24 protein-coding genes are annotated in these 26188 nt (G+C 37.4%); 19 read left to right on the top strand and 5 right to left on the bottom strand.

What is annotated here, in order from left to right; genetic code table 11:
- Positions 1 to 2: 2 nt before the first annotated feature.
- The 5 genes from waaF to rfaD all read right to left on the bottom strand — a co-directional run bounded on the left by waaF (position 3) and on the right by rfaD (position 6057).
- Positions 3 to 1037 carry a lipopolysaccharide heptosyltransferase II gene (waaF, locus tag BLS03_RS18690; RefSeq protein WP_093277649.1) on the bottom strand — a complete coding sequence of 345 codons (1035 nt, stop codon included), beginning with the start codon at positions 1035 to 1037 and terminating at the stop codon, positions 3 to 5.
- Positions 1034 to 1855, bottom strand: coding sequence for an O-antigen ligase family protein (locus BLS03_RS25920; protein WP_281241243.1), 822 nt, complete (start codon positions 1853 to 1855; stop codon positions 1034 to 1036). Before BLS03_RS25920 ends, waaF begins: the two co-directional genes overlap by 4 nt.
- Before the next feature lie 590 nt (positions 1856 to 2445).
- Complete coding sequence (gene lpxM, locus BLS03_RS18680) at positions 2446 to 3423, bottom strand: lauroyl-Kdo(2)-lipid IV(A) myristoyltransferase (protein ID WP_093277643.1); 978 nt, start codon at positions 3421 to 3423, stop codon at positions 2446 to 2448.
- 221 nt (positions 3424 to 3644) lie between these two features.
- Positions 3645 to 4811, bottom strand: a complete 1167-nt coding sequence (locus BLS03_RS18675; protein WP_093277640.1) for a nucleotide sugar dehydrogenase — start codon at positions 4809 to 4811, stop codon at positions 3645 to 3647.
- A 304-nt stretch (positions 4812 to 5115) separates the two neighbouring features.
- Positions 5116 to 6057 (bottom strand): ADP-glyceromanno-heptose 6-epimerase, encoded by a 942-nt coding sequence (rfaD, locus tag BLS03_RS18670; protein WP_093277638.1) that lies wholly within the window; start codon positions 6055 to 6057, stop codon positions 5116 to 5118.
- A gap of 208 nt (positions 6058 to 6265) precedes the next feature.
- Here rfaD and BLS03_RS18665 point away from each other — a divergent pair, with 208 nt between their 5' ends.
- From BLS03_RS18665 to BLS03_RS18575, 19 genes are all read left to right on the top strand, one after another.
- The gene (locus tag BLS03_RS18665; protein WP_093277635.1) at positions 6266 to 7456 is read left to right on the top strand and encodes a UDP-N-acetylglucosamine 4,6-dehydratase; all 1191 of its coding nucleotides are present in this window, start codon (positions 6266 to 6268) and stop codon (positions 7454 to 7456) included.
- 12 nt (positions 7457 to 7468) lie between these two features.
- Positions 7469 to 8620 (top strand): LegC family aminotransferase, encoded by a 1152-nt coding sequence (locus tag BLS03_RS18660; RefSeq protein WP_093277633.1) that lies wholly within the window; start codon positions 7469 to 7471, stop codon positions 8618 to 8620.
- 16 nt (positions 8621 to 8636) lie between these two features.
- Entirely contained in the window at positions 8637 to 9812 is a 1176-nt protein-coding gene (neuC, locus tag BLS03_RS18655; RefSeq protein ID WP_093277630.1) for a UDP-N-acetylglucosamine 2-epimerase, read from the top strand.
- A 25-nt stretch (positions 9813 to 9837) separates the two neighbouring features.
- Positions 9838 to 10911: an N-acetylneuraminate synthase gene (neuB, locus tag BLS03_RS18650; RefSeq protein WP_093277628.1), complete on the top strand. Its 1074-nt coding sequence runs from the start codon at positions 9838 to 9840 to the stop codon at positions 10909 to 10911.
- Positions 10904 to 11557, top strand: coding sequence for an acetyltransferase (locus tag BLS03_RS18645; RefSeq protein WP_093277625.1), 654 nt, complete (start codon positions 10904 to 10906; stop codon positions 11555 to 11557). The genes neuB and BLS03_RS18645 overlap by 8 nt, the downstream gene beginning before the upstream one ends.
- A 16-nt stretch (positions 11558 to 11573) precedes the next feature.
- Positions 11574 to 12635 (top strand): nucleotidyltransferase family protein, encoded by a 1062-nt coding sequence (locus BLS03_RS18640; protein WP_093277622.1) that lies wholly within the window; start codon positions 11574 to 11576, stop codon positions 12633 to 12635.
- Positions 12635 to 13630 carry a Gfo/Idh/MocA family protein gene (locus BLS03_RS18635; RefSeq protein ID WP_093277621.1) on the top strand — a complete coding sequence of 332 codons (996 nt, stop codon included), beginning with the start codon at positions 12635 to 12637 and terminating at the stop codon, positions 13628 to 13630. Before BLS03_RS18640 ends, BLS03_RS18635 begins: the two co-directional genes overlap by 1 nt.
- Before the next feature lie 7 nt (positions 13631 to 13637).
- On the top strand, positions 13638 to 14327 hold the full coding sequence (locus tag BLS03_RS18630) for an acylneuraminate cytidylyltransferase family protein (RefSeq protein WP_093277618.1): 690 nt from the start codon (positions 13638 to 13640) through the stop codon (positions 14325 to 14327).
- Entirely contained in the window at positions 14327 to 15097 is a 771-nt protein-coding gene (locus BLS03_RS18625) for an oxidoreductase (protein WP_218122023.1), read from the top strand. Before BLS03_RS18630 ends, BLS03_RS18625 begins: the two co-directional genes overlap by 1 nt.
- A 101-nt stretch (positions 15098 to 15198) precedes the next feature.
- On the top strand, positions 15199 to 16770 hold the full coding sequence (locus BLS03_RS18620; RefSeq protein WP_093277613.1) for a capsular polysaccharide export protein, LipB/KpsS family: 1572 nt from the start codon (positions 15199 to 15201) through the stop codon (positions 16768 to 16770).
- Positions 16763 to 17944, top strand: a complete 1182-nt coding sequence (locus BLS03_RS18615; protein WP_093277611.1) for an MATE family efflux transporter — start codon at positions 16763 to 16765, stop codon at positions 17942 to 17944. The genes BLS03_RS18620 and BLS03_RS18615 overlap by 8 nt, the downstream gene beginning before the upstream one ends.
- Positions 17938 to 19143 carry an O-antigen polymerase gene (locus BLS03_RS18610; protein ID WP_093277609.1) on the top strand — a complete coding sequence of 402 codons (1206 nt, stop codon included), beginning with the start codon at positions 17938 to 17940 and terminating at the stop codon, positions 19141 to 19143. Before BLS03_RS18615 ends, BLS03_RS18610 begins: the two co-directional genes overlap by 7 nt.
- 10 nt (positions 19144 to 19153) lie before the next feature.
- Positions 19154 to 20248 carry a glycosyltransferase family 4 protein gene (locus tag BLS03_RS18605; RefSeq protein WP_093277607.1) on the top strand — a complete coding sequence of 365 codons (1095 nt, stop codon included), beginning with the start codon at positions 19154 to 19156 and terminating at the stop codon, positions 20246 to 20248.
- Between the two features lie 8 nt (positions 20249 to 20256).
- Complete coding sequence (locus BLS03_RS18600; protein WP_093277604.1) at positions 20257 to 21294, top strand: polysaccharide biosynthesis protein; 1038 nt, start codon at positions 20257 to 20259, stop codon at positions 21292 to 21294.
- Entirely contained in the window at positions 21295 to 22401 is a 1107-nt protein-coding gene (wbjC, locus tag BLS03_RS18595; RefSeq protein WP_093277602.1) for a UDP-2-acetamido-2,6-beta-L-arabino-hexul-4-ose reductase, read from the top strand.
- Between the two features lie 18 nt (positions 22402 to 22419).
- On the top strand, positions 22420 to 23553 hold the full coding sequence (gene wecB, locus BLS03_RS18590; RefSeq protein ID WP_093277599.1) for a non-hydrolyzing UDP-N-acetylglucosamine 2-epimerase: 1134 nt from the start codon (positions 22420 to 22422) through the stop codon (positions 23551 to 23553).
- Complete coding sequence (locus tag BLS03_RS18585) at positions 23553 to 24767, top strand: glycosyltransferase family 4 protein (RefSeq protein WP_093277597.1); 1215 nt, start codon at positions 23553 to 23555, stop codon at positions 24765 to 24767. Before wecB ends, BLS03_RS18585 begins: the two co-directional genes overlap by 1 nt.
- Before the next feature lies 1 nt (position 24768).
- Positions 24769 to 25641: an NAD-dependent epimerase/dehydratase family protein gene (locus BLS03_RS18580; RefSeq protein ID WP_093277594.1), complete on the top strand. Its 873-nt coding sequence runs from the start codon at positions 24769 to 24771 to the stop codon at positions 25639 to 25641.
- The gene (locus BLS03_RS18575; RefSeq protein WP_093277591.1) at positions 25634 to 26182 is read left to right on the top strand and encodes a sugar transferase; all 549 of its coding nucleotides are present in this window, start codon (positions 25634 to 25636) and stop codon (positions 26180 to 26182) included. Before BLS03_RS18580 ends, BLS03_RS18575 begins: the two co-directional genes overlap by 8 nt.
- The last annotated feature ends 6 nt before the right edge of the window (positions 26183 to 26188 follow it).

The raw sequence follows: 26188 nt of genomic DNA, 5'->3' as shown, positions 1-26188 counted from the left end.
GATTAAATGATTCGATCCATTTTTTGAATGCCATTAATCACTTGCTGAGGCGACAATTCAGTTAAACACTTCAGGTGGTTAAAGCGACACTCACGTTTAAAACATGGTCGGCATTCAATATCGGTATGCACTATCTCAACGTTTTCAGCTAATGGTGGCGTGTATTTCGGCGATGTAGAGCCATATATCGCAACAACGTTGCATCCAACGGCTGCCGCTACATGCATCAAACCTGAGTCATTGCTTGCAACTGTCGAGCATGCAGCAAGAAGATCAACCGCTTCAATAAGAGACGTTTTGCCTGCTAATACGGTAACTTTTTCTGAGTTCGATACTTGGGCTTTGATTGACTCACAGGTTTGTAAATCTTTTTGCGATCCAAAAAGCCACACTTGTTTGCCATTTTTAACCGCAAATTCAGCTACTTCAGCATAATGGTTTTCTGGCCATTTTTTGGCTGGACCAAATTCGGCGCCAGGACATAAACCGATGACATCACTGTCGGTTTGTAATCCGAACTTAGCAAGTGTTTCAGATTGAGTGTTTTTATCTATGGTCAGTTTTGGTCTTGGGAGCTTATCCAATCCGCCTAAAGACTGAGAGTTTTGCATCTGCTGCTTTGGATAGGCGAGCGCGACATATCGTTCGACCATAAATTGAAATGACTTCTTATTGGGTCGAAGGTCATTAAGCAAAACATAGCGGCTTTCTCCTTTCCACCCCGTTCTTTTCGGGATATTGGCAAACCAAGGGATCAGTGCAGACTTTGCTGAGTTCGGCAAAATATAGGCGTGGTCATATTGGCCTTGCAGCGATTTACCAATTTTACGGCGACCAAAGAAATTAAATTCACCATGGCCAATTGGCATATCGATGGCGTTATTGATTTCCGGCATGCGCTCTAGAATGGGTTTACACCAAGCAGGAGCGATGACGTCAATGGATGCGTCGGGATGAAGTTTTTTCAGTGTGATGTAGAGAGATTGGGACATCACCATATCGCCGACCCATGACGGGCCAATGATTAATATTTTCACTTCGTTTCCTTACTACCTTGAACCGAATCTTCTTCAGAACGAATTGTTAGAGCGGCCAGTATTGCAAGGCCAAATGAAAAGACCAAGATGCCTGAATGATGGTTTAAGTAATGCTGGGTTAAGCAAAATCCCATGATCATCAAAATGTGCATGCATCCCATTAGGCTTAAAGCTTTTAATTGCGAGTTAGCGAGAGCTATGCCAAGGAGTAGTTTCTTATAGAACCATCTTAAAGGGACTAAGAACAGCACTAATAAAGCCAGAACCCCGACCAGTCCTTTAGTTTGTAACTCTTCCAAGTATTGGTTGTGTGCACGTTTGAATTGCAAGACATCTCTTGTGATCTGGTCTTTCTCAATCTGCTTCAATTTTTGGGCAGTAACGCCATCATGGCCAACCCCTAATATGGGATAATCCATACTTGTTAAAATCGCCGATTTCCACATCTCTATTCTCGCACCCGAGGATGTACTAAGTTGATTTTGTTTATATAAGGCAATGTCTTGGAATACTAAATCAATTCGCTGTTTTAGTTGTGGGGCTACTACAGATAACATTAAAGCAATAGCAGCAAGGGCGACAGCCAGTTTTTTTCTTTCTAAGCAGCGTTTATATGCCCATAAGCTTAAGACCATAATAAAGGGAGTTAGCAACCACGCCCCTCTGGCGCCAGATAATAGAGTGGCTAGAATTGCGAAAATCGAGCCAATTGCGCATATAATCGAGTACTTAAGTTTTCTTTCGTGAACATAGTGAAGGAAGCTGATTAAGCTTAGGGTTCCTAACCAAGCACAGATTCCGCCGATTTGAATCACCATATACCCATAATCGGAGAATGCTCGTATATTTAAGGCGTATGTAAAATAGATAGCAATTACGCCACTGATTACCGCGCCTAGAGATATCGACAGTGTGACCCAACTAAGTTTAGGTGGGTACCTATAGAGTAAGCCTAGTGTAAGGGCAGCGAGAAGCACTCTACTCGGGATGTCTATAATACTAAATGATTCCGAGTGAATGAGCATTTCTAAGAAGTACGCAACAAAGTAAGCGCATAGCGCGATAGTAATTAGCCTAACGTCTTTTGATGTGTTCCAAACTCGCCAAGTTAAAGGTAAGGTTACCAAAGATAAAACACCTAAGGTTAATGCGGCGAAGCTATAGGAGTTTGGAGTTACGGTGAGTGTCGCAAAAAACAAAGCACTTAATAAAGTAACCGAACCTCTTAACATGGCATTATGTCTTGCCACACTACGAACAGAAGAAAAGCACACTAGGAAGTAACCCTTAATAAATAAAATAACGTTGAAAAAACATGTATTTGAGTTTTAGACAAATTTTGCCCATTACGAATGGAAGATTAGCAGCTGTAACGAAATGAGGCAGAGTCTAAAACTCGAGATACATATCATTTCATTAAATTTTGCTTGGCAAGTTTGTAATAGTTCTTACCGTCTTGTTGAGTCTTGAGTAATTTGAGTATCCACATATATTGCTCTGGATACTGACCCGCCAGCTGTTCAATAAAGGCGTTCATTTTACGAGCATCCTGCAGTTCATTTCCTGTCGGAAAATTCTCAAAATCTGGATAAATTTCTATCACATAACGACCTGTTTTGGCATCGATCATTGCATAAACTGGAATGATTACCGCTTTACTAACTTTGGATAACTTTCCTAGCCCTGGTAATGTAGCTTTGGTTGTGGCGAAGAAGTCAACGAAAATACTATGTTCTGGGCCATGGTCTTGGTCAGGTAAGTAGTAACCTAAGTAGCCATCTCGAACCGATTTAATAAATGGCTTGACTCCTCCACTGCGTTCATAAACACGTCCGCCATACTGCACTCGTTGGCGATGCATTAACCAGTCCATCACTTCGTTACTCTGTTTTTTCGCCATTGCAGATACAGGCATACCTTTAGACGCAAGCAATATCGCTGGAATATCAATCGCCCAAGTATGAGGGACGAGAAGAATGGCGTTTTTTCCTTGACGCTGAGCATTGTGAATATTTTCCAGTCCACGGATTTCACACTGCTTATTAAGCCAATGTTTACTGCGCAGCGTGAGCAAGCTAAAACCGGTTAGAAATACTCCAGCGGTGGTAAGAGTCTCTCTTAGAATGTCTGCGCGCTGTTCGTCGGTTTTTTCAGGGAAGCAGAGCTCTAAGTTTACCCATGCCGTATTTGCAGTACCTTTACGCGATTTTACTAACCAATTGGCGACTTTTTTCGATAGCCAGTAGCGTACTGATACAGGGAGTAACGCGATTGGAATGAGCAAAACTAACGTTAGCCAAGTTCCCCAGTATTTTGGAGAAAGGAAGTGCCATTGGAACACCGGATTGTAAGCGAGAGGGTCGAAATCATTGCGTTGGGCAGACATAAAATACCAAGAATCAAGCGCAGTGCGCGGTTAGAAATGTCAAAGATAACAATCGCAAAGTATAGCAGCGAACATATGGGGATGACAGAGCGTAAGGAAGAGGAAATATGGTGTTATGAGCAGAACTTAACAGTATCTGGACATTAAACGGCAAGGCAGAGCCTTTATAAAAGTATAAAAGACTCTGCCTTGCATTAAACATTCATTAAATCGAATATCGTTTAGTCACTACCGAATAGATCGCGAGTGTAGACTTTAGCTTCAACGTCTTGCAAATCACCCGTCATACGGTTGGATACGATCACGTCAGCTTCTGCTTTAAATGCGCTAAGGTCAGTAATTACACGAGAATTGAAGAATTCAGACTCTTTCAATACTGGCTCGTAAACAATAACCTCAATACCTTTAGCTTTTAGGCGTTTCATAATGCCTTGAATAGAAGAGGCACGGAAGTTGTCTGAGCCAGCCTTCATTATCAGACGGTAGATACCAACAATCTTTGGATTGCGCTTCTGAATCGATTCGGCAACAAAGTCTTTACGCGTGGTGTTTGCATCAACGATGGCGCCAATAATGTTGTTGGGTACGTTCTCGTAGTTTGCAAGCAACTGCTTAGTATCTTTTGGTAGACAGTAACCACCATAACCGAATGATGGGTTATTGTAGTGATTACCGATGCGAGGATCTAAGCCAACACCTTCGATGATTTGACGACTATCTAAGCCGTGAATCTCTGCGTAGGAATCGAGTTCGTTGAAATAAGCAACACGCATTGCTAGGTAAGTGTTAGAGAACAACTTCACTGCTTCCGCTTCTGTTGAATTGGTAAATAGAACTTTGATGTCCTCTTTAATCGCCCCTTCAACTAATAGATCAGCAAATTTACGTGCGCGGTCTGATTGTTCACCAACAATGATACGAGAAGGGTGCAGGTTATCGTATAACGCTTTACCTTCGCGCAGGAATTCAGGTGAGAAGATGATGTTGTCGCAGTTCAACTGCTTCTTAATGTTCTCTGTGTAGCCCACAGGAATGGTAGATTTAATTACCATAGTTGCGTGTGGGTTAATTTCCATCACTTCTTTGATGACAGCTTCAACGGAAGACGTATTAAAGTAGTTGGTTTGAACGTCATAATCGGTTGGCGTGGCGATGATAACAAACTCTGCGTCTTTATAAGCCTGCTGCTTATCTAGAGTCGCAGTGAAGTTGAGAGATTTGTTAGCAAGAAAATCTTCGATCTCTTTGTCGACAATCGGTGATTGACCTTGATTTAGCATCGACACTTTTTCTTCGATGATATCCACGGCCACAACTTCGTGATGCTGAGCTAACAGCATCGCGTTGGATAGGCCAACGTAACCGGTTCCTGCAACTGCTATTTTCAAAATAAAACTCCAAGCTATTAAAAGTTCTTATAAAATTAGTTGGGGTAACGACTGATGTATGAAACCTTCTCAACGTCGAGTTTGGATCGTGGCCAGATCTGATTCCGCCTCTTGTAACAGATAACAAGTTGTATCAAAACTGGGTGAATCATTTGTGCTGCAAACATTACACTATTTGAGATAGTTTCTATGTATTAACAGGTAAGACGTTGAACAAAATACATAATGTTTAACCCCAACACTTTTGTATAATTTAACCGGATTTTAGTTATCAATCATGACTCGTTATTAAGAATTAATAAGATTACTTATTTATCGTTGCCATGTATTCTGCTACGCCTTCCGCAACGGTTTTAAACGTATGGTTGCAGCCAGCAGTTCTTAGTTTGGTTAAATCTGCTTGGGTATATTCTTGGTAAGCGCCTTTAAGGTGTTCTGGGAATGGAATGGTTTCGACTTGTCCTTTACCATGATGTTTGATCACTGCTTTTGCTATTTCATTAAACGACTCAGCATTACCAGTACCCAAGTTGAAAATGCCAGACTTTGCATTTTCCATAAACCACAGATTTACAGCTGCTACGTCACCCACATAGACGAAATCACGTTTAAAATGTTCACTACCAGAAAACAGCTTGGGATTCTCGCCCGCATTCATTTGATTGTTTAGGTGGAACGCGACAGAGGCCATTGAACCTTTATGTTGCTCTCTTGGGCCATAAACGTTGAAATAACGAAACCCAGTGATTTGCGACAAGGTTTCACCATGTGCCTTGGCATCTTCCCAGATACGGCGTACATAGTTATCGAACTGTTGTTTTGAGTAACCGTAAACGTTTAGAGCACCTTCGTATTCTTTTTCTTCGATAAAGGTATCGGTTTCGCCATAAGTTGCGGCGGATGAGGCGTACAAGAATGGAATTTCACGTTCTAAACAATAATGTAGCAACTCTTTAGAATACTCATAGTTGTTGAGCATCATATACTTACCATCCCACTCAGTCGTAGCAGAGCAGGCACCTTCGTGAAACACGGCTTCGATCGGACCAAAGTCATCGCCAGCCATAATCTGGGCAAGGAAGTCGTCGCGATCCATGTAGTCAGTAATATCTAGGTCCACCAAGTTTTGGAACTTTCTTCCATTTTTTAGGTGGTCAACTACGAGAATGTCTTTGATACCTTTATCGTTAAGAGCCTTAACAATATTGCTGCCAATCATGCCAGCACCACCGGTGACGATAATCATACTATTCCTTTGAGTTATTAGATCTGAGGCAACTATAACATGGCGCTAACTATTCGCCATGACTAGTGTTTTAAGATAGAATTTTAGCGGATTTTATACGTCGCCACTAGGCGAAAAGAGCATTTTGGGAGCTTTACCCAAGGGCGGTAGCGTGTCGTAATGTTTTTAGTCATTTGCAGAACACACATAAAGCGCAAGGATATTATAAATGAATAACGTCTTACCATTAATAGGTCGAACTCAAGCATTATTTGAGCGAGATATTGATGTACATAATAGCGAACTGGAAAAAATTGTATCGAATTCGAAGTTTCTCGTTTTAGGTGGTGCAGGTTCGATTGGTCAGGCTGTGACCAAAGAAATTTTTAAGAGAAATCCTAAAAAGCTACATGTGGTTGATATCAGTGAAAACAATATGGTTGAACTGGTTCGTGATATTCGAAGTTCTTTCGGATACATTGATGGTGACTTTCAAACTTTTGCTCTGGATATTGGCTCGATAGAATATGATGCTTTTATTAAAGCTGATGGACAATTTGATTATGTTTTAAATCTTTCTGCTTTAAAACATGTTCGCAGTGAGAAGGATCCATTTACGTTGATGCGTATGATTGACGTAAATGTGTTTAATACAGAAAAAACGATCCAACAATCAATAAACGCAGGTTCTAAAAAATATTTTTGTGTGTCTACAGATAAGGCTGCAAATCCAGTCAATATGATGGGTGCATCTAAGCGTATTATGGAAATGTTTTTAATGCGTAAAAGTGAACAGATAACGATTTCTACAGCCCGCTTTGCTAATGTAGCCTTTTCCGATGGTTCGTTACTACATGGATTTAATCAACGTATTCAAAAGCGTCAACCAATTGTCGCTCCAAATGATATCAAACGTTATTTTGTTACACCTCAAGAGTCTGGTGAACTATGCCTAATGTCTTGTATCTTCGGTGAAAATCGAGATATTTTCTTCCCTAAATTAAGTGAAGCGCTTCACCTTATTTCATTCGCTGATATTGCGGTCAAGTATTTAGAACAGCTCGGTTACGAACCTCATCTATGTGAGACAGAAGAGGAAGCTCGTCAATTAGCGAAGACACTTCCAGAGCAAGGGAAATGGCCATGTTTGTTTACTGCGAGTGATACGACTGGTGAGAAAGATTTTGAAGAGTTTTTTACAGACAAAGAACAACTGAATATGTCTCAATTTGAAAATTTGGGCATCATTAAAAACGAACCTTTTTATGATCGAGAGTTACTCACTTTATTTGAAGACAGTATTTCATCAATGAAAAGCCAGCGAGTTTGGACTAAGGAGCAAATTGTGAAGTTATTCTTTACCATGATCCCTGACTTTGGTCATAAAGAAACTGGTAAATACCTTGATAGTAAGATGTAAGCGGAGTTTGTAATGAAAGCGACATCTATTGTTGAATTTGTGAGAGATACCTATAAGACTAACGAGTTCATTCCGTTGCATGCACCTACATTTAGCGGCAACGAGCAGGCCTACGTAGCGGAAACTATTGAAAGTACTTTTGTCTCTAGCGTTGGGAAGTTTGTTGATGATTTTGAAAGAAAAATCGAGACATTTACTGGGGCCGTTAAAGCAGTAGCGACAGTGAATGGTACAGCTGCATTACATGCTGCTTTATATATGGCAGGTGTTAAGCAGGGCGACCTTGTTATCACACAAGCACTAACATTCGTTGCTACCTGCAACGCCCTTTATCATATGGGTGCTGAGCCGATATTTTTGGATGTGTCTCCTGTGAGTCTGGGGCTTTGTCCTAGAGCAGTGGATGAATTTTTAATTGAGAACGCAGAGCTAGCTGAGACAGGGTGTTTTCATAAAAAAACAGGTAAGCAAATTAAAGCAGTGGTTCCTATGCACACATTTGGGCATCCAGTAGAACTTGATGAATTGGTTGCAGTTTGTCGAAAATGGAATATTGCTTTAGTAGAGGATGCTGCAGAGAGTTTAGGCTCCTTTTACAAAGGTAAACATACTGGGACAATTGGTGACTTTGGTGCAATGAGTTTCAATGGTAATAAGATCATTACTACTGGTGGTGGTGGTATGGTTTTATGTAAGACTCAAGAGCTAGGATTGCGAACCAAACATGTGACAACAACAGCTAAGGTTCCTCATCCTTACGAATTTTTCCATGATGAGCCTGGTTTTAACTACCGAATGCCGAATCTAAATGCGGCACTAGGTTGTGCTCAAATGGAAGTGCTTGAAACATATCTAAATCAAAAAAGACGGCTTGCAGAATGCTATGGTAATTTCTTCAAAGGAACTGATTTCAAGTTTATCACTGAACCAGACTATGCCCAGTCAAACTATTGGTTGAATGCGATCATTTGTCCAAGTAAAGAAAGTCGAGAAGAGGTTCTTGCAGATACAAACAGTTCTGGAATTATGACTCGACCAATTTGGAAGCTTATGCATAGGTTACCAATGTTTCAAAATGCAATACGCGGTGAACTTACATACTCGGAATTTATTGAGGCGCACCTGATAAATCTTCCAAGTACGCCAGTTAAAATTGAAAGTTAAGTAGGTTTATACGGGCATGACGCAGATAAATAAAAAGGTTGCGGTCTTTACTGGAACCAGAGCTGAATATGGTCTTTTGTTTTGGCTTTTAAAGGACATACAAAGTGCTCCTGACTTAACGCTTCAATTGCTGGTTTCTGGCATGCATCTTTCCCCAGAGTTTGGTGATACTTACAAACAGATTGAAAAAGATGGCTTCAATATTGATGAAAAAATTGAGATTTTGTTATCTTCGAATTCAGCTGTAGGTACAGCGAAAAGCATGGGACTGGGTGTGCTGGGCTTTACAGATGCGTTGTCACGGTTGGCACCAGATGTTCTTATTATTCTTGGGGATCGTTTCGAAGCTCTTGCTGCTGCACAGACGGCTATGATACTCCGCATCCCAATAATTCATTTGCATGGTGGCGAGATAACAGAAGGCGCTTACGATGATGCTATCCGTCATGCCATTACCAAGCTAAGTTATTTACACGGCACGTCAACGGATGAATATCGAAATAGAGTTATTCAACTGGGTGAATCGCCAGAACGAGTAAAAAATATTGGTGCGATTGGTTTAGAGCATTTAAACCGAGCCACTTTTATGACTGTTTCTGAACTACAGGATTCTTTGGGCTTTGAGCTATCTGGCTCCTATTTTGTTGTAACTTATCATCCAGTGACGCTGGGAAATGAATCTCCTGAGAAAAGTTTTCAAGCATTATTAGATGCATTGGATGAGTATCCTAACTATCAAATTATATTGACCTACCCTAATGCCGATGATGGCGGTCGACGCATCATCCCTATGCTAGAAGCATATGCTGCGAGTCAACCTAAGCGTGTGTTAGCAATCCCGTCTCTTGGCCAAGTTCGTTATTTAAGCTCAGTAAAACATGCAGTGGCTGTGATTGGTAATTCTTCTAGCGGTATCATCGAAGTTCCGGCGTTCGATGTTCCTACCGTAAACATTGGTTCTCGACAAAAAGGGCGTTTAGCGGCTAAAAGTGTTCTTAATGCCGATGCTACGAAAGAATCCATTAAAAAAGCAATAGATTCAGCAGTTAGTCGTGACTACAAAGCAGTGGGTGAAACTATTGTTAACCCATACGGGCAAGGGGATAGCAGCAAGCAAATCATTGAGATGATTAAAGGGTTACATTTTGAACCTTGTAAATCATTCTTTGACGTAAATATTGAACCTGATTGAAATAAGAAAGTAGAGTGAGACAATAATGACTTTAATTATTGCCGAAGCAGGTGTGAACCATAATGGTCAAGAAAAGTTAGCTTTTGCTTTGGTTGATGTAGCCCATAAGGCTGGAGCGGATATTGTTAAGTTCCAGACTTTTAAAGCTAAAAATTTAGTAACAGAAGAGGCGAAACAAGCTGACTATCAAGTAACCAACACTCAAAAACAAGAGTCTCAGTTGGCAATGTTAAGTCGTCTAGAGCTTTCATTTGAGGTTCATCACAAGCTCATTGAATATTGTAATTCTTTGGGGATCGAGTTTTTATCGACAGCTTTCGACTTGGAAAGCCTAGCATTTTTAGTCAATGACTTAGGTCTAACTAGACTAAAGTTGCCTTCAGGTGAGTTAACCAACGCCCCACTTGTGCTTGCTCACGCACGAACTGGATGTGACCTTATTGTTTCAACCGGAATGGCGACTCTTTCTGAGATTGAAACTGCATTAGGTGTGATTGCCTATGGCTATACGGCAGATGAAGAAAAAGAACCTTCCATGCAATCTTTTCAAGAGGCATATGCATCAGACTCTGGTCAGAAAGCGCTCAGGGAAAAAGTCACAATACTTCATTGCACGACTGAATATCCGGCACCAGTAGAAGAAATTAACCTGAAAGCAATGGATACTCTTGGGCAAGCATTTGGTTTAGCTTCAGGTTATTCAGATCATAGCGAAGGTATAACTATCCCAATAGCAGCAGTTGCCCGTGGTGCAGTATTAGTCGAAAAGCATTTTACATTAGATAAAAATATGGAAGGCCCTGATCATAAAGCTTCTCTTGAACCCCAAGAGCTTGAAGCGATGATAAAAGCTATTCGTCAAGTCGAAATAGCATTAGGTTCCAATGTAAAAACACCAACAGTATCTGAAGTAAAGAACAAGTCGGTAGCAAGGAAAAGCTTAGTGGCAGCAACAGATATCAGAGAGGGTGAAGAGTTAACAAAATCGAACCTTACGATTAAGCGCCCAGGCTCAGGTTTATCACCATATCTTTATTGGGATTTTATCGGACGTAAAGCCACTAAAAGTTATAAAGCTGGAGAGCTAATCATTGAGTGATAAGCCAAAGCTTCCTATCGTAATGATAGGCGGAGGCGGCCATGCTTCCGTTTTGACTGAAATACTACTTTTTCAACAGAGAGAGATTCTTGCGGTTATAAGTCCTGAAAATATCAATCAACGTTCAGTATTTAAAGGTATTAGACATTTAAAAAAAGATGACGATGTACTGGCATTTGACAAAGATAAAGTTCTCTTAGTTAACGGTATTGGGATGATGCCTAGATCTGGTTTGAAGAGGAAAATTAACGAGCATTTCCTTTCGTTAGGTTACCAGTTTGAGACTGTTATATCAGATAATGCCTTTGTGTCACCCTTTTCCAAAATAGAGAATGGGGCTCAAATCCTTCCAATGTCCATTATTCAAACGGGTGTTACAGTAGGTAGCCATAGTATCATAAATACAGGTGCTCTTATCGAACACGATTGCATTATAGGAGCATACAATCACATAGCTCCCAGAGCGACACTCTGTGGCCAGGTAGAGACCGATATTGGTGCGTTTATTGGTGCCGGAGCAACACTGATCCAAAGCTTATCAATTGGGAAGCACGCAGTCGTTGGTGCAGGAGTGTGTCTTAAACAATCTTTAAAATCTAATTCTATTGCTTACCCTACTAAAGTAATGACGAAAAAACATTCTTAGAAAATAAAGGTATAACATGAGTCATTGTTGGCAAAAAACGCTGATTTCCGAAACCAGTACAATCAAACAAGCGTTAGAAATTATTAACAGTGAAGCTTTACGTGTTGCTGTCGTTGTTGATCACAACCAAAAATTACTCGGAATGGTTACAGATGGTGATATTAGAAGGGGCTTACTTAATGATCTGCTGCTTACCGATTCTGTTGCCAAAGTTATGAACTTAAATCCGATCACGGCCTTGCAATATACATCTAAAGAACAACTTGTAAGACTAATGGATCAAAAGCAGATACTATCGGTTCCATTGTTAAATCGCGATGGACAAGTTGTCGGTTTGGAAACGCTGCATAGCGCACTAAGTAAAGAAAAGTATAGAAACCCAGTATTTATCATGGCTGGCGGGTTTGGAACTAGACTGAGACCGTTAACAGATAACTGTCCAAAACCTATGTTAAAAATAGGTGATAAACCTATTTTAGAGACAGTAATCAGAAGTTTTATCAAGGCTGGTTTTAGCGATTTTTATATTTCGACACATTATATGCCAGAGCAAATTCACCAACATTTTGGTGATGGTAGTGATTTAGGCGTTAGCATATCGTATGTACATGAAGAGATGCCACTGGGTACTGGAGGTGCCCTGGGATTGTTACCTGAAGATATGCCAAGAGATCTACCATTAATTATGATAAACGGGGACGTGTTAACAAAGGTAGATTTTCAGCGTCTTCTTAGTTTTCACTTAGAAAATGATGCAGATGCAACGATGTGTGTTCGTGAATATGATTATCAAATACCATATGGAGTCATCAATGGTGATGGGAACCGCATAACAAGTATGGTAGAAAAACCAATACAACGATTTTTCGTAAATGCAGGTATTTATGTACTGTCACCACGTATTATTCATTCGGTAGAAAAAAATCAGAAGATAGATATGCCTACTTTGCTTGAGAGCCACATGGAAGAGCGCCAGAAAGTGCTCATGTTCCCAATCCATGAATATTGGTTAGATATTGGTCGTATGGACGATTTTAAGCAAGCACAGATAGATATCCATACATTAGGGTTAGATTAATGGATCGTGTTGCTGTTATTGGTCTAGGGAATATTGCTACTCGCCATCGCCGAAATTTAAAGCAGTTGTTCCCCAATGTGAAAATCTATGCAATGTCCTCGAGTGGTCGTATTCCTCATGATTCAGTAGAGAACGCAGACTGTCTGGTAGATTCAATAGATTCGCTCATAGGAAATCATGTTCAATTGGTGATAGTTGCATCACCCGCGCCATTCCATATGAAACATGCAGAGCGGTTTATTCAAGCCGGTATCCCAACTCTTATTGAAAAACCAGTGACCTCTTCGTTAGACGATGCAAAGCAGTTGATGTCGGTAATAGAAAAATATCAGACTCCAGTTGCTATCGGTTATTGTTTACGTTATTTACCCTCTTCTATTGAAGTTAAGAAAGTCATTGAATCCGGAAAACTTGGACATATCTATCACGCAAGTGTTGAAATTGGCCAATACCTACCTGATTGGCGTCCGAGTAAAGATTATCGGGAAAGCGTTTCTGCACGTTCAGAGTTGGGGGGGGGAGCCTTGTTGGAATTGAGTCATGAACTTGATTATACACAATGGTTACTCGGAAATTTGAATTTAGAGCATGCTATATTGCGTCGCACGGAAGAGCTAGATTTAGATGTAGAAGATACAGCAGACTTATTATTTCGCACGGATGACCACGCTGTTGTTTATGTTCACCTTGATTTCTTGCAGCGAAAAGCTTTTAGACGTTGTCGCTTTGTTGGAAATAAAGGGGTTATTGAATGGGATCTAATTAGCAACGAAATCCATTTTATTACTCCTGAAGTAAAGGAAGTTCTCTACAGCCAACCCGATTGGGATAAAAACCAAATGTATACCGCAATGATTTTAGACTTTATTGCACATATTAAAAAACAACCTAATCAATGTGTATCTATTTCCGAAGCAATAAAAAGTGTCGAGCTAATAGAGAAAATCAAAGAGAATTCTCCCATTATGTCTATTTTTAGCTCTTCAGAAGGTTAAATATTTAATGAAAAATTATGCTTTTATTTTTGCGCGTGGCGGTTCCAAAGGTTTACCAGGAAAGAATATTAAGCCCCTCGCAGGGAAGCCATTATTACAATATTCAATCGATACAGCTCTAGCCTGCCCTTCCATTGAGAAAGTATTTGTTTCGACAGATGATATCCAAATAGCAGAAGTAGCTCGTTCAGGTGGCGCAATTGTCATCGAACGCCCTGACGAGTTGGCAAATGATACAAGCCCAGAGTGGTTATCTTGGCGCCACGCAGTAACATGGGTTCAAGAGAATTATGGCTTATTCGATAGATTCATTAGTCTTCCTGCAACGAGTCCATTAAGAAGTGTGGAAGATGTTGAGAATGCAATACGTAAGTTAACTGTTGTTGATGCGGATATATGTATTTCTGTTACACCTGCCAGCAGAAGTCCATACTTCAATATGGTAAAGCAAACTGATTCTGGATTGGTTGAATTGGTGAATCAGCCTAGTGACGAAGTTACTCGTAGGCAGGATGCTCCAAATGTATTCGATATTACCACAGTTGTATATGTCACGACTCCAACCTTTGTATTGAATCAGTACGGTATTTTTTCTGGCAATGTTACCAGCATTGAGATACCAAAAGAGCGAGCTGTAGATATTGATGACATATACGATTTCAAATTAGCACAGGTACTTATCCAGGAACATAAATAATGGAAGACTTAAAGAATAAAACTATCTTAGTGGCTGGTGCTGGTGGGCTTTTGGGATCAAGGTTAGTCTCTGCTTTACTAAAGAGTGATGTGAAGGTCATCGCCGTTGATATTGATTTAACCGTTATGACATCTCGATTAAGCGAACTTGGTGTTGATCTTAACCAGAAGCAACTTATATGTAGTGAATTAAATGTCACTAATGAAGAAAGCATAAAAAGTTTTTTTTCTCAATCAGATATTATAATTGATGGTGCAGTTAATACGACTTATCCAAGGAATAAAACTTATGGTAAACATTTTTTTGATGTGAGTTTAGAAAGTTTTAATGAAAATTTATCTTTGCATCTAGGTAGTGCATTTTTGTTTACTCAGCAATGTGCTTCATATTTTGATAAACATCAAACCCCATTTTCTCTAGTTAATATTTCTTCAATTTATGGTGTTATAGCTCCAAAGTTTGAAATTTATGATAATACATCGATGACTATGCCTGTTGAATATGCAGCGATCAAGTCTGCTATCCTTCACCTTAATAAATATGTTGTTTCGTACGTAAATGACAGTCGTTTTCGTATTAATTGCGTTAGTCCAGGTGGCATTTTTGATAATCAACCAAATGATTTTTTGGATGCATATAGGAAGCGAACTCACGGTGCTGGTATGCTAGATGTCAATGAAATTATCGGTTCTGTACTTTTCTTATTATCTGAAAATTCACGTTATGTTACGGCTCAAAATATCATTGTTGATGACGGATTTAGTTTATAGCTCGTATTAAAAATTAAGCATGCTAATATTTTATCTCTATTAGTATTTTATTTTTTGATTTACATGGCTATTTTTACGGTTTATTTATTTTTAGGTTTAGTATGAGTTTTTTTAACAGGGTAAAAAAATTATTCAATAAATATTATTTATCAGAAGAAGAAAGTAATTTTATCAAGTTGAATTCTCAACAGTGGAGTGACTTATCTCGGCCTGACAGTGTTGGTTCAATTCTGATTGAAGGTTTTTTGGATTCACCTACGAGTATTGTAGAAAAAGCACGATTAGCAAAAGCCGCACAAGTTGCAACAGGATTGCCAATAAAAGTGTTCGTCAGAGGGCTAGTGGATAGAACTAGTAATGTCATACCAATATATAAGTCTTTTAAGATCGAAGAATTTTACAATTGGTGGAGAAACTACGTTAATCCAAATATTGTTTTTCCGGCGATAGTGAAAACTTTGATTGTAGTTTTCGTTAATAAAACTGGTGAGAGACTTGTAAATTACTCTATAAATAACTTACAGGTAGGTGATTTAATATATGATTCTCTAGTTAGAAATATTCCTAATAGCTATAGTATCAAAAAGTTAAATATTTTCACACACGGAAGAATCATATTTAGAGCTTTTTGTTTTTATTACTCAAATAAGAAAATAATTCAAAAAAACAATGCATCTATTCTAGTAACAAGCCATAACGTATACTCTGAGTACGGAATGATGTGTCGGCAAATACATCATCATGGTGGTATTGTTTTATTGAAAGATATGGATGTATATAAATTATACACACCAGATGGAAATATAAATGAGCATTTTTTGAAAATAAAAAATGACGATTTCGATTATTTTTTGAAAAATAGTGATATGGAGAATGAAAAAAAATACTTCATGTCAAGAGTATTAGGTATCAACGATCAGGTTGATGTAATAAATGCCTATAAAGACAAAAAGAAATATTCAAGAGAGGAGACGTTAAAGATAACGAATAAGCTTGATAAAGATAAAAAAAATGTCTTTGTTATGGCTCATGCATTTTCTGATGCCCCACATGTTGGAGAGGGAATTCTTTTTTTAGATTATTATGATTTTCTTGAAAAGACGCTTATAAGATTAAATGGTAATGAAAATATTAACTGCTTTGTAAAATCACACCCTAGTTCTTATATGTGGGGGGAAAAGGGGGGAGTAGAGACAATTATAGAACAAAATAATTTAAATCGTATTGTCATACTTCCTTCTGATTATAGTAGTGCTTCAATAATTGATTCGGCAGATTATATCGTGACCGCCAAAGGAACTGCAGGTATAGAATTTAGTTGCGCTGGAATTCCTGCAGTAACAGCCGGTAAAGGTTATTATTATGGTTTTGGTATTTGCATCGAACCCAATGATGTAGAGGAATATTATCGAGTTCTCGATGATATTACAAATATTGAACCACTAGATCATGATAAAATTAAACGAGCACATATAGTGCTTTATCATAGTTTTAATAATTTATACCATTCGGATGTATTACCGAAACGACAAATTCGCCCTGGTGATGATTACAATTCTTTATTTAGATTAAAATATAAAGAGATGGGCAATAACATACAGTCTGGAATTAATATGAAAGATGACTTTTATAATAAAGTTATCGATGATGTGAAAAGAGCTCGAAGTGAGTAAGTTATTCTATATTGCTGTTAACTATGGAATTCAAGGGGTAAATATACTTCTGAATTTAGTTTTCATGTACCATCTCCCTGCTAAAACTCTTGGTGATATTGCTCTCGCTAAGGTATGGCTTCAGGGCTTAGATTATACTCATCTAGGTACACGTTTCTCTCTTGATAGATATCTTCCTGTAACAAGAAATGAAAAAATTAAAGGAAGTTACTTATTCGTATCACTTTGTGTTATGACTATTGTAAGCTTTTTATTTTTTGTTTTATTATTTATATATAATGATGATAATAAGGTCTTATTAAGTTTTACTGTAGTCGGGCTTTTTCTTTCTTATATAAATATTATAAAAGCTTATCATAGAGCTACTGGGCGATTGGAAATAGTAAATATTTTATTGCTCAAATGTTATTTTTTACCTCTTTGTATCTCCTTATGTTCAGTTTTTTATTCTTTTAAAGCATTTTTGATAGTGTACCCTTTGTCGTTTCTTATGGCATTCGGTTACTTTGCTATTCCAATTGTTACTAGGGACTTTCATTTTCCTTCTTCAAAATATTTGAGGACTGTGATTATGGGGAGAATGTTCTCTACATCTAGGATGCTATTTTTTGTTTCTATTTTAAACTACTCGTTTCTTGTGGTTGATAGATTATATGTTGAAGAAAAATTTGATAGAATGGCTCTTGGGGAATACAGTGTTGTTATGTTTATATTTGCCTCTTTATTTACCGTTCCATCTATACTTACAGAACTAATTTTTCCAAAAGTTGTTATTCAAGTAATTGAAAAAAACCGAATATTTTTTCTTAAAGAGAAAAGTATCGTTTTCTTTGGTTCTTTATTTTCCATTGTTTTAGCAAATACACTTATGTATTTTCTCTTACCATATACTAAGTATGAGAATCTCTATCCATTAATGGTAATAGCGTCGTTAGGTGTTATTCCGTATTCAATTACAGCTATTCTCTATCACGTTATTAACGCGTTAGATTTAAGGAGATTTCTAGTTTTTTCTTTGATAGCTTCATTGTTTACATATATGTCTCTTCTGTTTTTTGCTACAAATGATTCTTTGGAGTCAGTTGTTTGGATTAAGACGTTATCTGGCTATATTTTGTTACTATTCTATATGTTAATTATCGTTTTTAATAAAAAATGGAGTGAAAAGTGTTAAGCTTTATATATCTTTTTGCTTCATTTATTATACTTATAAGTGGGCGATTTATTTTAAAAAATATAAACCATCCACTTATATTGGCTTCCAGTCTATGGTTTTTATTAGTAGCTATATCTTCATATGAACCTTGGTTTAACCGTGAACTCCAAACTCATTGGTCTATTGCTACCCATGTAGTAATGTGGGTAGGAGGGCTCTCTATTTTATTGCCTGCATATGTATTCCCCTCTGTCGGAAAGTACGATATTAGGAAAATATATATAACTAAAAAATATAGGCTAACGATCGATTTTCTTGCGTTGTGTTCTGTATTTGTATTTATTATGAGATTTAAATCTCATATATTATCTCCGACAATACTTCATACAGGACTAGGTATTGATATAAAAGAATTAGTTCCACCAGGTATTACTGGTTTACATTATATTGATTTACTAACTCCTATCATTGGGATCTGCTATTTTTTTGAATTAATGTTTTCTGCTGTATTAACTCGCAGAAGAATTACAGTCATAGTTTTTTATTCTTTATATACAATAATTACTATTGCATTATATAAAGTTTCTCGAGATGAATTAACACAGTATTTGGCAGGAGTTGTTTTTTTATTTTATATTGGTCGTCCACGTCATAGAATTAGGTTCTTTTTTATAATAGCTATCATATTGTTGTCTGTTGTTCTTATGACAATGTCTAGATTGTCAGATAATAGTGCTGTTTTTTCACAGTTTTCTGGAAAGTGGGGTACTGTATTTAGTATTTTTTACACTTATACTGCATATAATTTTGAAAATGTTAATAAACTTGTAAATAGTAGTTTTCATGAGACATACATATGGTCTTCTCTTAAGTTCTTACTAAGATTTCCGTATTCTTCAGATTATGAACTGAATAATTTCCATATTGTAATGGAAGAGTCGTCTTTTTTTAATGCCAAAACCTACCTTTATTTTTTCTATCATGACCTGAAGTTATTAGGAGTGTTTATATATTCTTTTTTGATAGGTTTATTTATTCAGTTTTTTTATAGGAAAGCAATACGAAACACAAGGTATCTTTTGATCATTGCAGTTTGTTGCAAAGGACTTTTTTTTATGTTCTTTGGTAATTTCTTTTTTGTTGATTTTCCATATTTTTTCGTTTATCCGGTAACTCTTTTCTTCACGATTCTTTTATTTCGAAAAGTACATATTTGAGAACACTATCATGAGTAATTTAATTTTCGCTGGTAATCTTCATGCAGGCGGTGGCGTTCAAGTAGCGATCTCATTTATTCAAGAGATTTCACAAAGTGATATAATCTCGAAGGAGAATACCGATTTACTCGTTTCAAGTCGTATAGATAGTGAACTGGCAAAGCTTGGAGTCGATACATCTTGTTTCAAAAGGTATTACGTCGAAGATTTTTTTGGTGCTTTTCGTAAAGGAAAAATTCCATCTGGATCAGAATACAATACTTGTTTTGTAGTCTTTGGTCCAATATATTATAGGCTTCCAGCAAAGCGAATTATTGTCGGTTTTGCACAACCATGGATCGCTTATTCGAAAAATGATGCCTATGATAAGTTAAGTTTTTTAAATAGAGTTAAAAATAAAATAAAATATAAAATCCAAGAATTATTGTTTAAAAATTATGAAGTGTTAGTTGTAGAACATGAACATATAAAAAAAGCGTTAGTATCGAAAGGATTTAATAATAAGATTCATGTCGTTTCTAATACAGTGAGTAGCTATTTTGATGGGGGTGCTCCCTCTATAATTTGTGATTTTCCTATATTAGATGAGGATGCTCCAATATTAGGATTTGTCGGTAGAAATTATACGCATAAAAATCTCGATATATTGGGAGCTGTTAGTGACATATTAAGTGAAAAGTTTAACTTCAAAGTGAATTTTGTCTTTACATTAACAGCCGAGGAAATGCAGACTCTTGATTTTATTGATAGGAAAAATTTTCATAGTGTGGGTGAACTGACAATAGACCAATGTCCAGATTTTTACCATAATATTGATGCTCTAATATTTCCTAGTATGCTTGAGTGTTTTTCTGCAGCCCCACTAGAAGCCATGAAGATGTCAGTTCCTGTAATTGCTGCAGACTATCCATTTGTAACTGAAGTATGTACGGACGTTGCCGTATATTTCGATGCAACAGATGCATATGATATTGCAGAAAAAATATATGATTCTTTTGAAAATAAAGTTTTTTCTTCTGAGCGTCTAGAGCGCGGAAGAAGTATCTCTGAATCAATCCCAACACCTAAGCAACGAGCATTGCATTATTGGGAAATTATTAACTAAGGCTCATTATGTTTAATAACAAAATATTATTGATAACAGGTGGAACCGGTTCGTTTGGTAACGCAGTGTTAGATCGTTTTTTGGATACGAATATTAAAGAAATTCGCATTTTTTCCCGAGACGAGAAAAAACAAGATGACATGCGAAAAAAATACAATAACAGTAAGCTAAAATTCTATATTGGCGACGTCCGTGACTACCAAAGTATTTTAAATGCTACTCGTGGTGTGGATTATATCTACCATGCAGCCGCATTAAAGCAGGTTCCCTCTTGTGAGTTTCATCCAATGGAAGCTGTGAAGACCAATGTTCTCGGAACAGAAAACGTATTGGAAGCGGCAATCCAAAATGAAGTTAAGCGAATCGTCTGTTTAAGTACTGACAAAGCGGTATACCCAATCAATGCTATGGGTATATCTAAAGCTATGATGGAAAAGGTTATTGTCGCCAAGTCTCGTAATGTCGATCCTGAAAAGACGGTTATATCTGCCACCCGCTACGGTAATGTTATGGCTTCTCGTGGTTCCGTTATCCCACTCTTTTTGCGCCAAATTATTAGCGGTCAGCCTATTACCATAACCGATCCTAATATGACTCGTTTTATGATGACGTTAAATGACGCTGTAGATTTGGTTTTACATGCTTTTGAGCATGGAACCAACGGCGATATTTTTGTCCAAAAGGCACCAGCAGCCACAATTGATGTCTTGGTGAAAGCGTTGCTTCAAATTACTAATAGGCCTGACCACCAAGTTAACGTTATAGGGACGCGCCATGGAGAAAAGTTATTTGAGGCATTGTGTAGCCGAGAGGAAATGTTTGTAGCAGAAGACCAAGGTGATTATTATCGCGTCCCTTCTGACAATCGTGATCTTAATTATTCTAAGTATCATGAGGAAGGGGATAAAGATTTATCCTTGGTAGAAGATTATAACTCACACAATACAGAACGGTTAGATGTAGAAGGCATGGTTCAACTATTGCATAAGTTAGATTTCATCGCAGATATTGCTGCTGGCAGTCTAGTTGTTCCTGAAGGAGTTTAAATGAAAATTGTAGTTACGGGAGCAAAAGGGTTTATAGGCAAAAACTTGTGCATAAAGCTTAGAGAACAGGGTTTCGAAGATCTTGTTGAAATAGATCGGGAAACTAAACGAGAACATCTTATAGATGCTCTAAGTAACGCCGAATTTGTGTACCACTTAGCGGGAGTAAATCGCCCTTTAGATGAAGAAGAATTCCAAACAGGTAATACAGATTTTACGGCGTTTATTGTTGAGCAGCTAAAACTGTCAGGCAAAAAAGCAGCTTTGGTTGTGAGTTCTTCGACACAAGCTCAAAAAGATAATTCTTATGGCAAGAGTAAGCTTCTGGCTGAAAAAGCTGTTGAGCAATATGGTGAAGAGACCGGGGGAGCATATTATATCTACCGTTTTCCCAACGTTTTTGGTAAGTGGTGCCAACCAAATTATAATTCTTTCGTGGCTACCTTCTGCTACAACACACTAAACGATATTGACATAAACATTCATGATTCTAACGCGCCAGTAACGCTGGTTTATATAGATGATGTTTGTAAACAGTTAGTTGAACTCCTAACGAACAGTACTATTCCTGCTGGATATTTAAAAATTGAACCAGAATACTCGACCACGGTTGGATACGTTGCAGAAGTTTTAGCCGATTTTAAACACAGTAGAGAGAGTCTAGTTACAGAGAATGTCGGTTCAGGGCTTATACGGGCTCTGTATTCAACTTATCTTAGTTATATGAAACCGGACCAGTTCAGCTATAAAATTCCTAGTTATGGTGATGAACGCGGTGTTTTTTGTGAAATGTTGAAAACAAAAGAATCAGGCCAGTTCTCTTTCTTCACTGCGCATCCAGGAATTACTCGTGGTGGGCACTACCACCATAGTAAAAATGAGAAATTTCTTGTTTTGAAGGGTTCTGCTTTGTTTAAATTTGAGCATATTTCTACTGGCGAGCGTTATGAACTTAGAACTGATGGCAGTTCCCCACAGATTGTTGAAACAGTTCCCGGATGGTCACATGACATCACTAATATCGGCAATGAAGAAATGGTTGTTATGCTCTGGGCTAACGAAATTTTTGACCGTGACGCTCCTGATACTTTTGCGCGTCCATTGTAATGGTTTAAGAGAATTAAAATGAAAAAAATGAAAGTCATGTCGGTAGTGGGTACTCGCCCTGAGATTATTCGCTTGTCGCGTGTATTGGCAAAATTAGATGAGTATTGTGAGCATACTTTAGTTCATACCGGACAAAACTACGATTTCGAGCTTAATGAAGTTTTCTTTAACGATCTTGGAGTTCGTAAACCTGATTACTTTTTGAATGCTGCGGGTAAAAACGCAGCTGAAACGATTGGTCAGGTTATCATTAAGGTCGATGAAGTATTAGAACAACTAAAGCCGGAGGCAATGTTAGTTTTGGGGGATACAAATTCCTGCCTTTCTGCATTACCTGCGAAGCGACGCAAAATTCCTATTTTTCACATGGAAGCGGGCAATCGTTGCTTTGACCAACGCGTTCCAGAAGAAACTAACCGCCGTATTGTCGATCATACTTCTGATATTAATTTGACATATAGCTCCATTGCTCGTGATTACCTATTATCTGAAGGCTTACCTGCTGATCGCGTTATAAAGACGGGTAGCCCTATGTTTGAAGTGCTTAATCATTATATGCCTCAAATTGATTCTTCTGATGTCTTATCGCGTTTAGGTATAAAAAAAGATCAGTATTTTGTTGTAAGCGCACATCGTGAAGAAAATGTTGATTCTCCGAAACAACTAGCAAAACTAGTCGGTATATTGAATACAGTAGCAGCACACTATGATCTGCCTGTAATTGTCTCTACTCATCCACGAACGCGCAATCGAATTGAATCGCAAGGAATTCAATTCCACGAAAATATTCGTCTCCTTAAACCGTTAGGCTTCCACGACTACAATCACCTGCAAAAGAATTCAAAAGCTGTGTTGTCTGATAGTGGTACTATTAATGAAGAATCGTCAATTATGAACTTCTCGGCCTTAAATTTAAGGGAAGCTCATGAACGCCCTGAAGGTATGGAAGAAGCATCAGTAATGATGGTAGGGCTAGAGGTCGAACGTGTTATGCAGGCTTTGCAAGTTTTGGAAAGTCAACCTAATGGAGAAATGCGTTTATTACGTCAAGTCTACGATTACAGTATGCCAAATGTCTCTGATAAGGTGGTCAGAATTATCCATTCTTATACTGATTACGTAAAACGGGTCGTTTGGAAAGAGTATTTTTAATGAAGATACTTGTTGTTACTCAGTATTTTTGGCCAGAAAATTTTAGGATTAATGATTTGGTTGTCTCTTTAAAAAATGAGGGACATGACGTTACTGTTCTCACTGGAAAACCAAATTATCCAGATGGCGATGTATTTCAAGAGTACATAGATGAGCCAAATAACTACTCAAACCTATCTGGTGTTGATGTGTTCCGAGTTCCTATGCGACCTCGAAAAAAGGGTAGTGTTAATTTATTTTTGAATTATGTATCTTTTGCTTTTTCGGCAACGTTTAATGGCTCTCGGTTGTTGAAGAATAAAAGCTATGACGTTATTTTTGCTTGTCAATTGAGCCCTATCACTTCTGTTTTACCTGCCATTTTTATAAAAAAGCAGAAAAAAATACCGCTAGTTATGTGGTCTCTAGATTTATGGCCAGAATCTCTACAAGCAGTTGGTATAGTGAAGTCACAACGAGTTATTCATTGGGTCAGAAAACTTGTTAGATATATTTACGCTCAATGTGATCTGATACTTGCTCAGTCTGAAGAATATATAGATGCGATAAGAAAGACAGATTTATCAAATACTCCAACAATGATCTTTCCTAATTTTGCAGAAGATATATTTGGAGAAATACAAGTAAAGGAAAATGATAGTAGTAAGATAAAAGTATTATTTGCCGGTAATATTGGCGATGCTCAAGATTTTGATGCTGTAGTTGAATGTTCAAAATTGATTAAAAAGAATAAGCTAAATGTCCAAATTCAGGTCGTTGGTGATGGGCGTAAACGGCATGAACTGGAACAAAATATCGTCAAATATGAACTACAAGACTATTTGGTTTATCATGGAAAATTTCCTTTAGAGGATATGCCTAGGTTCTATTCTCAAGCGGATGCAGCTTTAGTCTCGTTAAAAACAAATGATATATTTTCAAGGACTATTCCGGGAAAGGTGCAATCATATATGATGGCTTCTTTACCTATCATTGGGATGATAGACGGCTCTACTGCGGCGTTAATTGCTAAAGCGAATTGCGGATACTGTTGTAAGTCTGGAGATTTTCATTCTTTGTATGAAAATTTGGAAAAATTTTCACTATTGAATGAAAAAGAAAGAATTAACTTGGGTTGTAATGGTTACCAATATGCTAGCGAGTATTTTAATAAAGATTCCTTAGTCTCTAAACTGTCAGATGCATTAGAAGAAATATCAAAAAAAGGTTTGTGATATGTCATCAATTTTGGTTACAGGTGCAACTGGATTTATTGGTAGTCATTTTCTACAAGGAAATAATGATGTAAAACGAATTTTAGTTAGAAAGGAAAATACATCGTTAGTAGGAGTGGAACAATATATTTTAGATGATGTTATTAACTTTAATGACCCTAAAATATTTGATGGTTGTGATACTGTAGTATATCTTGCTGGGATTGCTCATGATGAATTACGTAATGTTGATGATGCTAGAATTAACGAAGTTAACAATATTTCAGTGATCAACTTTGCTAAGTTAGCTTCTGAAAATGGAATTAATAGGTTCATTTATTTGAGCTCAACAATAGTATATGGTTTAGCCTCGTCTTCATTTGTTAATGAAGAAACTAAACTGCTTCCTAATGATTCATCTGCACTTGCAAAAGCTCAATGTGAGAAAGCCTTGACTACCATTTCTGATAATACACAAATGAATGTTGTTATACTTCGATCTCCACTTGTTTATGGAATGAATGTTAAAGGTAATTTAAGAACTTTAATAGATTTAGTCAGTCGACTTAGGTTTTCACCATTTGGTTCAGTTAATAACAAACGTCATTTTATTTCAGTAGATAATCTAGTTAATGTTATAAATAGAGTCGTTGAACCTTGTGAAAATAACATATCTGGTGTGTATTTAGTTTCTGATGCTCATCCTTTGTCGACAAAGGAATTGGTTGATAAATTGTTTTTACCTAAAAAGGTTTATCATACTCCAATTCCATTGGCACTTTTTAAGTTATTGTGTATAAACAAAGAAAAACTGTATAAACAATTGTTTTCTGATTACATAATAGACACCAATAAATATAATAAGATTTTTGGGAATGACAACGATCATGATTAGATTATTTGATTTTGTATTGGCTTTTATAGGTTTGGTATGTTTTTCCCCTATTCTGTTAATAGTATTTTTAGTTGGGTTATTTGATACTGGTCATCCTATTTTTATTCAGAAACGAGTGGGAAGAGGCCAAAAAGCATTTAATCTTATTAAATTTCGGACAATGTCACTAGACACTCGTTCTGTGGCAAGTCATCTAGCCAATGAGTCTTCCATTACCAAGTTGGGTGGATTTTTACGCAAAACGAAACTTGATGAACTTCCACAATTAATAAATGTGGTTAAAGGTGAGATGAGTTTGGTGGGCCCTCGTCCAAATTTATTTAATCAAGAAGAGCTCATCGAAGCGAGAGAGCGACTTGGTATTTATGATGCTCTACCAGGGATAACTGGGCTTGCTCAAATCCAAAATATAGATATGTCAACACCAGATTTATTGGCAAAAGTAGATAGAGAAATGATCGATACCTTAAGTGTGAGAAACTACTTTAAATACATAATAAAAACTGTAACAGGTTCTGGTTCAGGTGATGCTATTAAATAATGCTTG

Origin of the sequence: Vibrio xiamenensis, from assembly GCF_900100015.1 — a bacterium.
Lineage (GTDB): Bacteria > Pseudomonadota > Gammaproteobacteria > Enterobacterales > Vibrionaceae > Vibrio > Vibrio xiamenensis.
Note: the sequence above shows the minus strand (reverse complement) of the source record. Positions and strands in the feature narration are given on the sequence as shown.

Coding starts and splice junctions, on each gene's coding strand:
- BLS03_RS18625 (WP_218122023.1), top strand. CDS start 14,327: ATGGAAGACTTAAAGAATAAAACTATCTTAGTGGCTGGTGCTGGTGGG.
- wbjC (WP_093277602.1), top strand. CDS start 21,295: ATGAAAATTGTAGTTACGGGAGCAAAAGGGTTTATAGGCAAAAACTTG.
- neuC (WP_093277630.1), top strand. CDS start 8,637: ATGACGCAGATAAATAAAAAGGTTGCGGTCTTTACTGGAACCAGAGCT.
- neuB (WP_093277628.1), top strand. CDS start 9,838: ATGACTTTAATTATTGCCGAAGCAGGTGTGAACCATAATGGTCAAGAA.
- BLS03_RS18640 (WP_093277622.1), top strand. CDS start 11,574: ATGAGTCATTGTTGGCAAAAAACGCTGATTTCCGAAACCAGTACAATC.
- BLS03_RS18665 (WP_093277635.1), top strand. CDS start 6,266: ATGAATAACGTCTTACCATTAATAGGTCGAACTCAAGCATTATTTGAG.
- BLS03_RS25920 (WP_281241243.1), bottom strand. CDS start 1,855: ATGGTGATTCAAATCGGCGGAATCTGTGCTTGGTTAGGAACCCTAAGC.
- wecB (WP_093277599.1), top strand. CDS start 22,420: ATGAAAAAAATGAAAGTCATGTCGGTAGTGGGTACTCGCCCTGAGATT.
- BLS03_RS18620 (WP_093277613.1), top strand. CDS start 15,199: ATGAGTTTTTTTAACAGGGTAAAAAAATTATTCAATAAATATTATTTA.
- BLS03_RS18630 (WP_093277618.1), top strand. CDS start 13,638: ATGAAAAATTATGCTTTTATTTTTGCGCGTGGCGGTTCCAAAGGTTTA.
- rfaD (WP_093277638.1), bottom strand. CDS start 6,057: ATGATTATCGTCACCGGTGGTGCTGGCATGATTGGCAGCAATATTGTT.
- BLS03_RS18600 (WP_093277604.1), top strand. CDS start 20,257: ATGTTTAATAACAAAATATTATTGATAACAGGTGGAACCGGTTCGTTT.
- BLS03_RS18605 (WP_093277607.1), top strand. CDS start 19,154: ATGAGTAATTTAATTTTCGCTGGTAATCTTCATGCAGGCGGTGGCGTT.
- BLS03_RS18585 (WP_093277597.1), top strand. CDS start 23,553: ATGAAGATACTTGTTGTTACTCAGTATTTTTGGCCAGAAAATTTTAGG.
- BLS03_RS18660 (WP_093277633.1), top strand. CDS start 7,469: ATGAAAGCGACATCTATTGTTGAATTTGTGAGAGATACCTATAAGACT.
- BLS03_RS18580 (WP_093277594.1), top strand. CDS start 24,769: ATGTCATCAATTTTGGTTACAGGTGCAACTGGATTTATTGGTAGTCAT.
- lpxM (WP_093277643.1), bottom strand. CDS start 3,423: ATGTCTGCCCAACGCAATGATTTCGACCCTCTCGCTTACAATCCGGTG.
- BLS03_RS18635 (WP_093277621.1), top strand. CDS start 12,635: ATGGATCGTGTTGCTGTTATTGGTCTAGGGAATATTGCTACTCGCCAT.
- BLS03_RS18575 (WP_093277591.1), top strand. CDS start 25,634: ATGATTAGATTATTTGATTTTGTATTGGCTTTTATAGGTTTGGTATGT.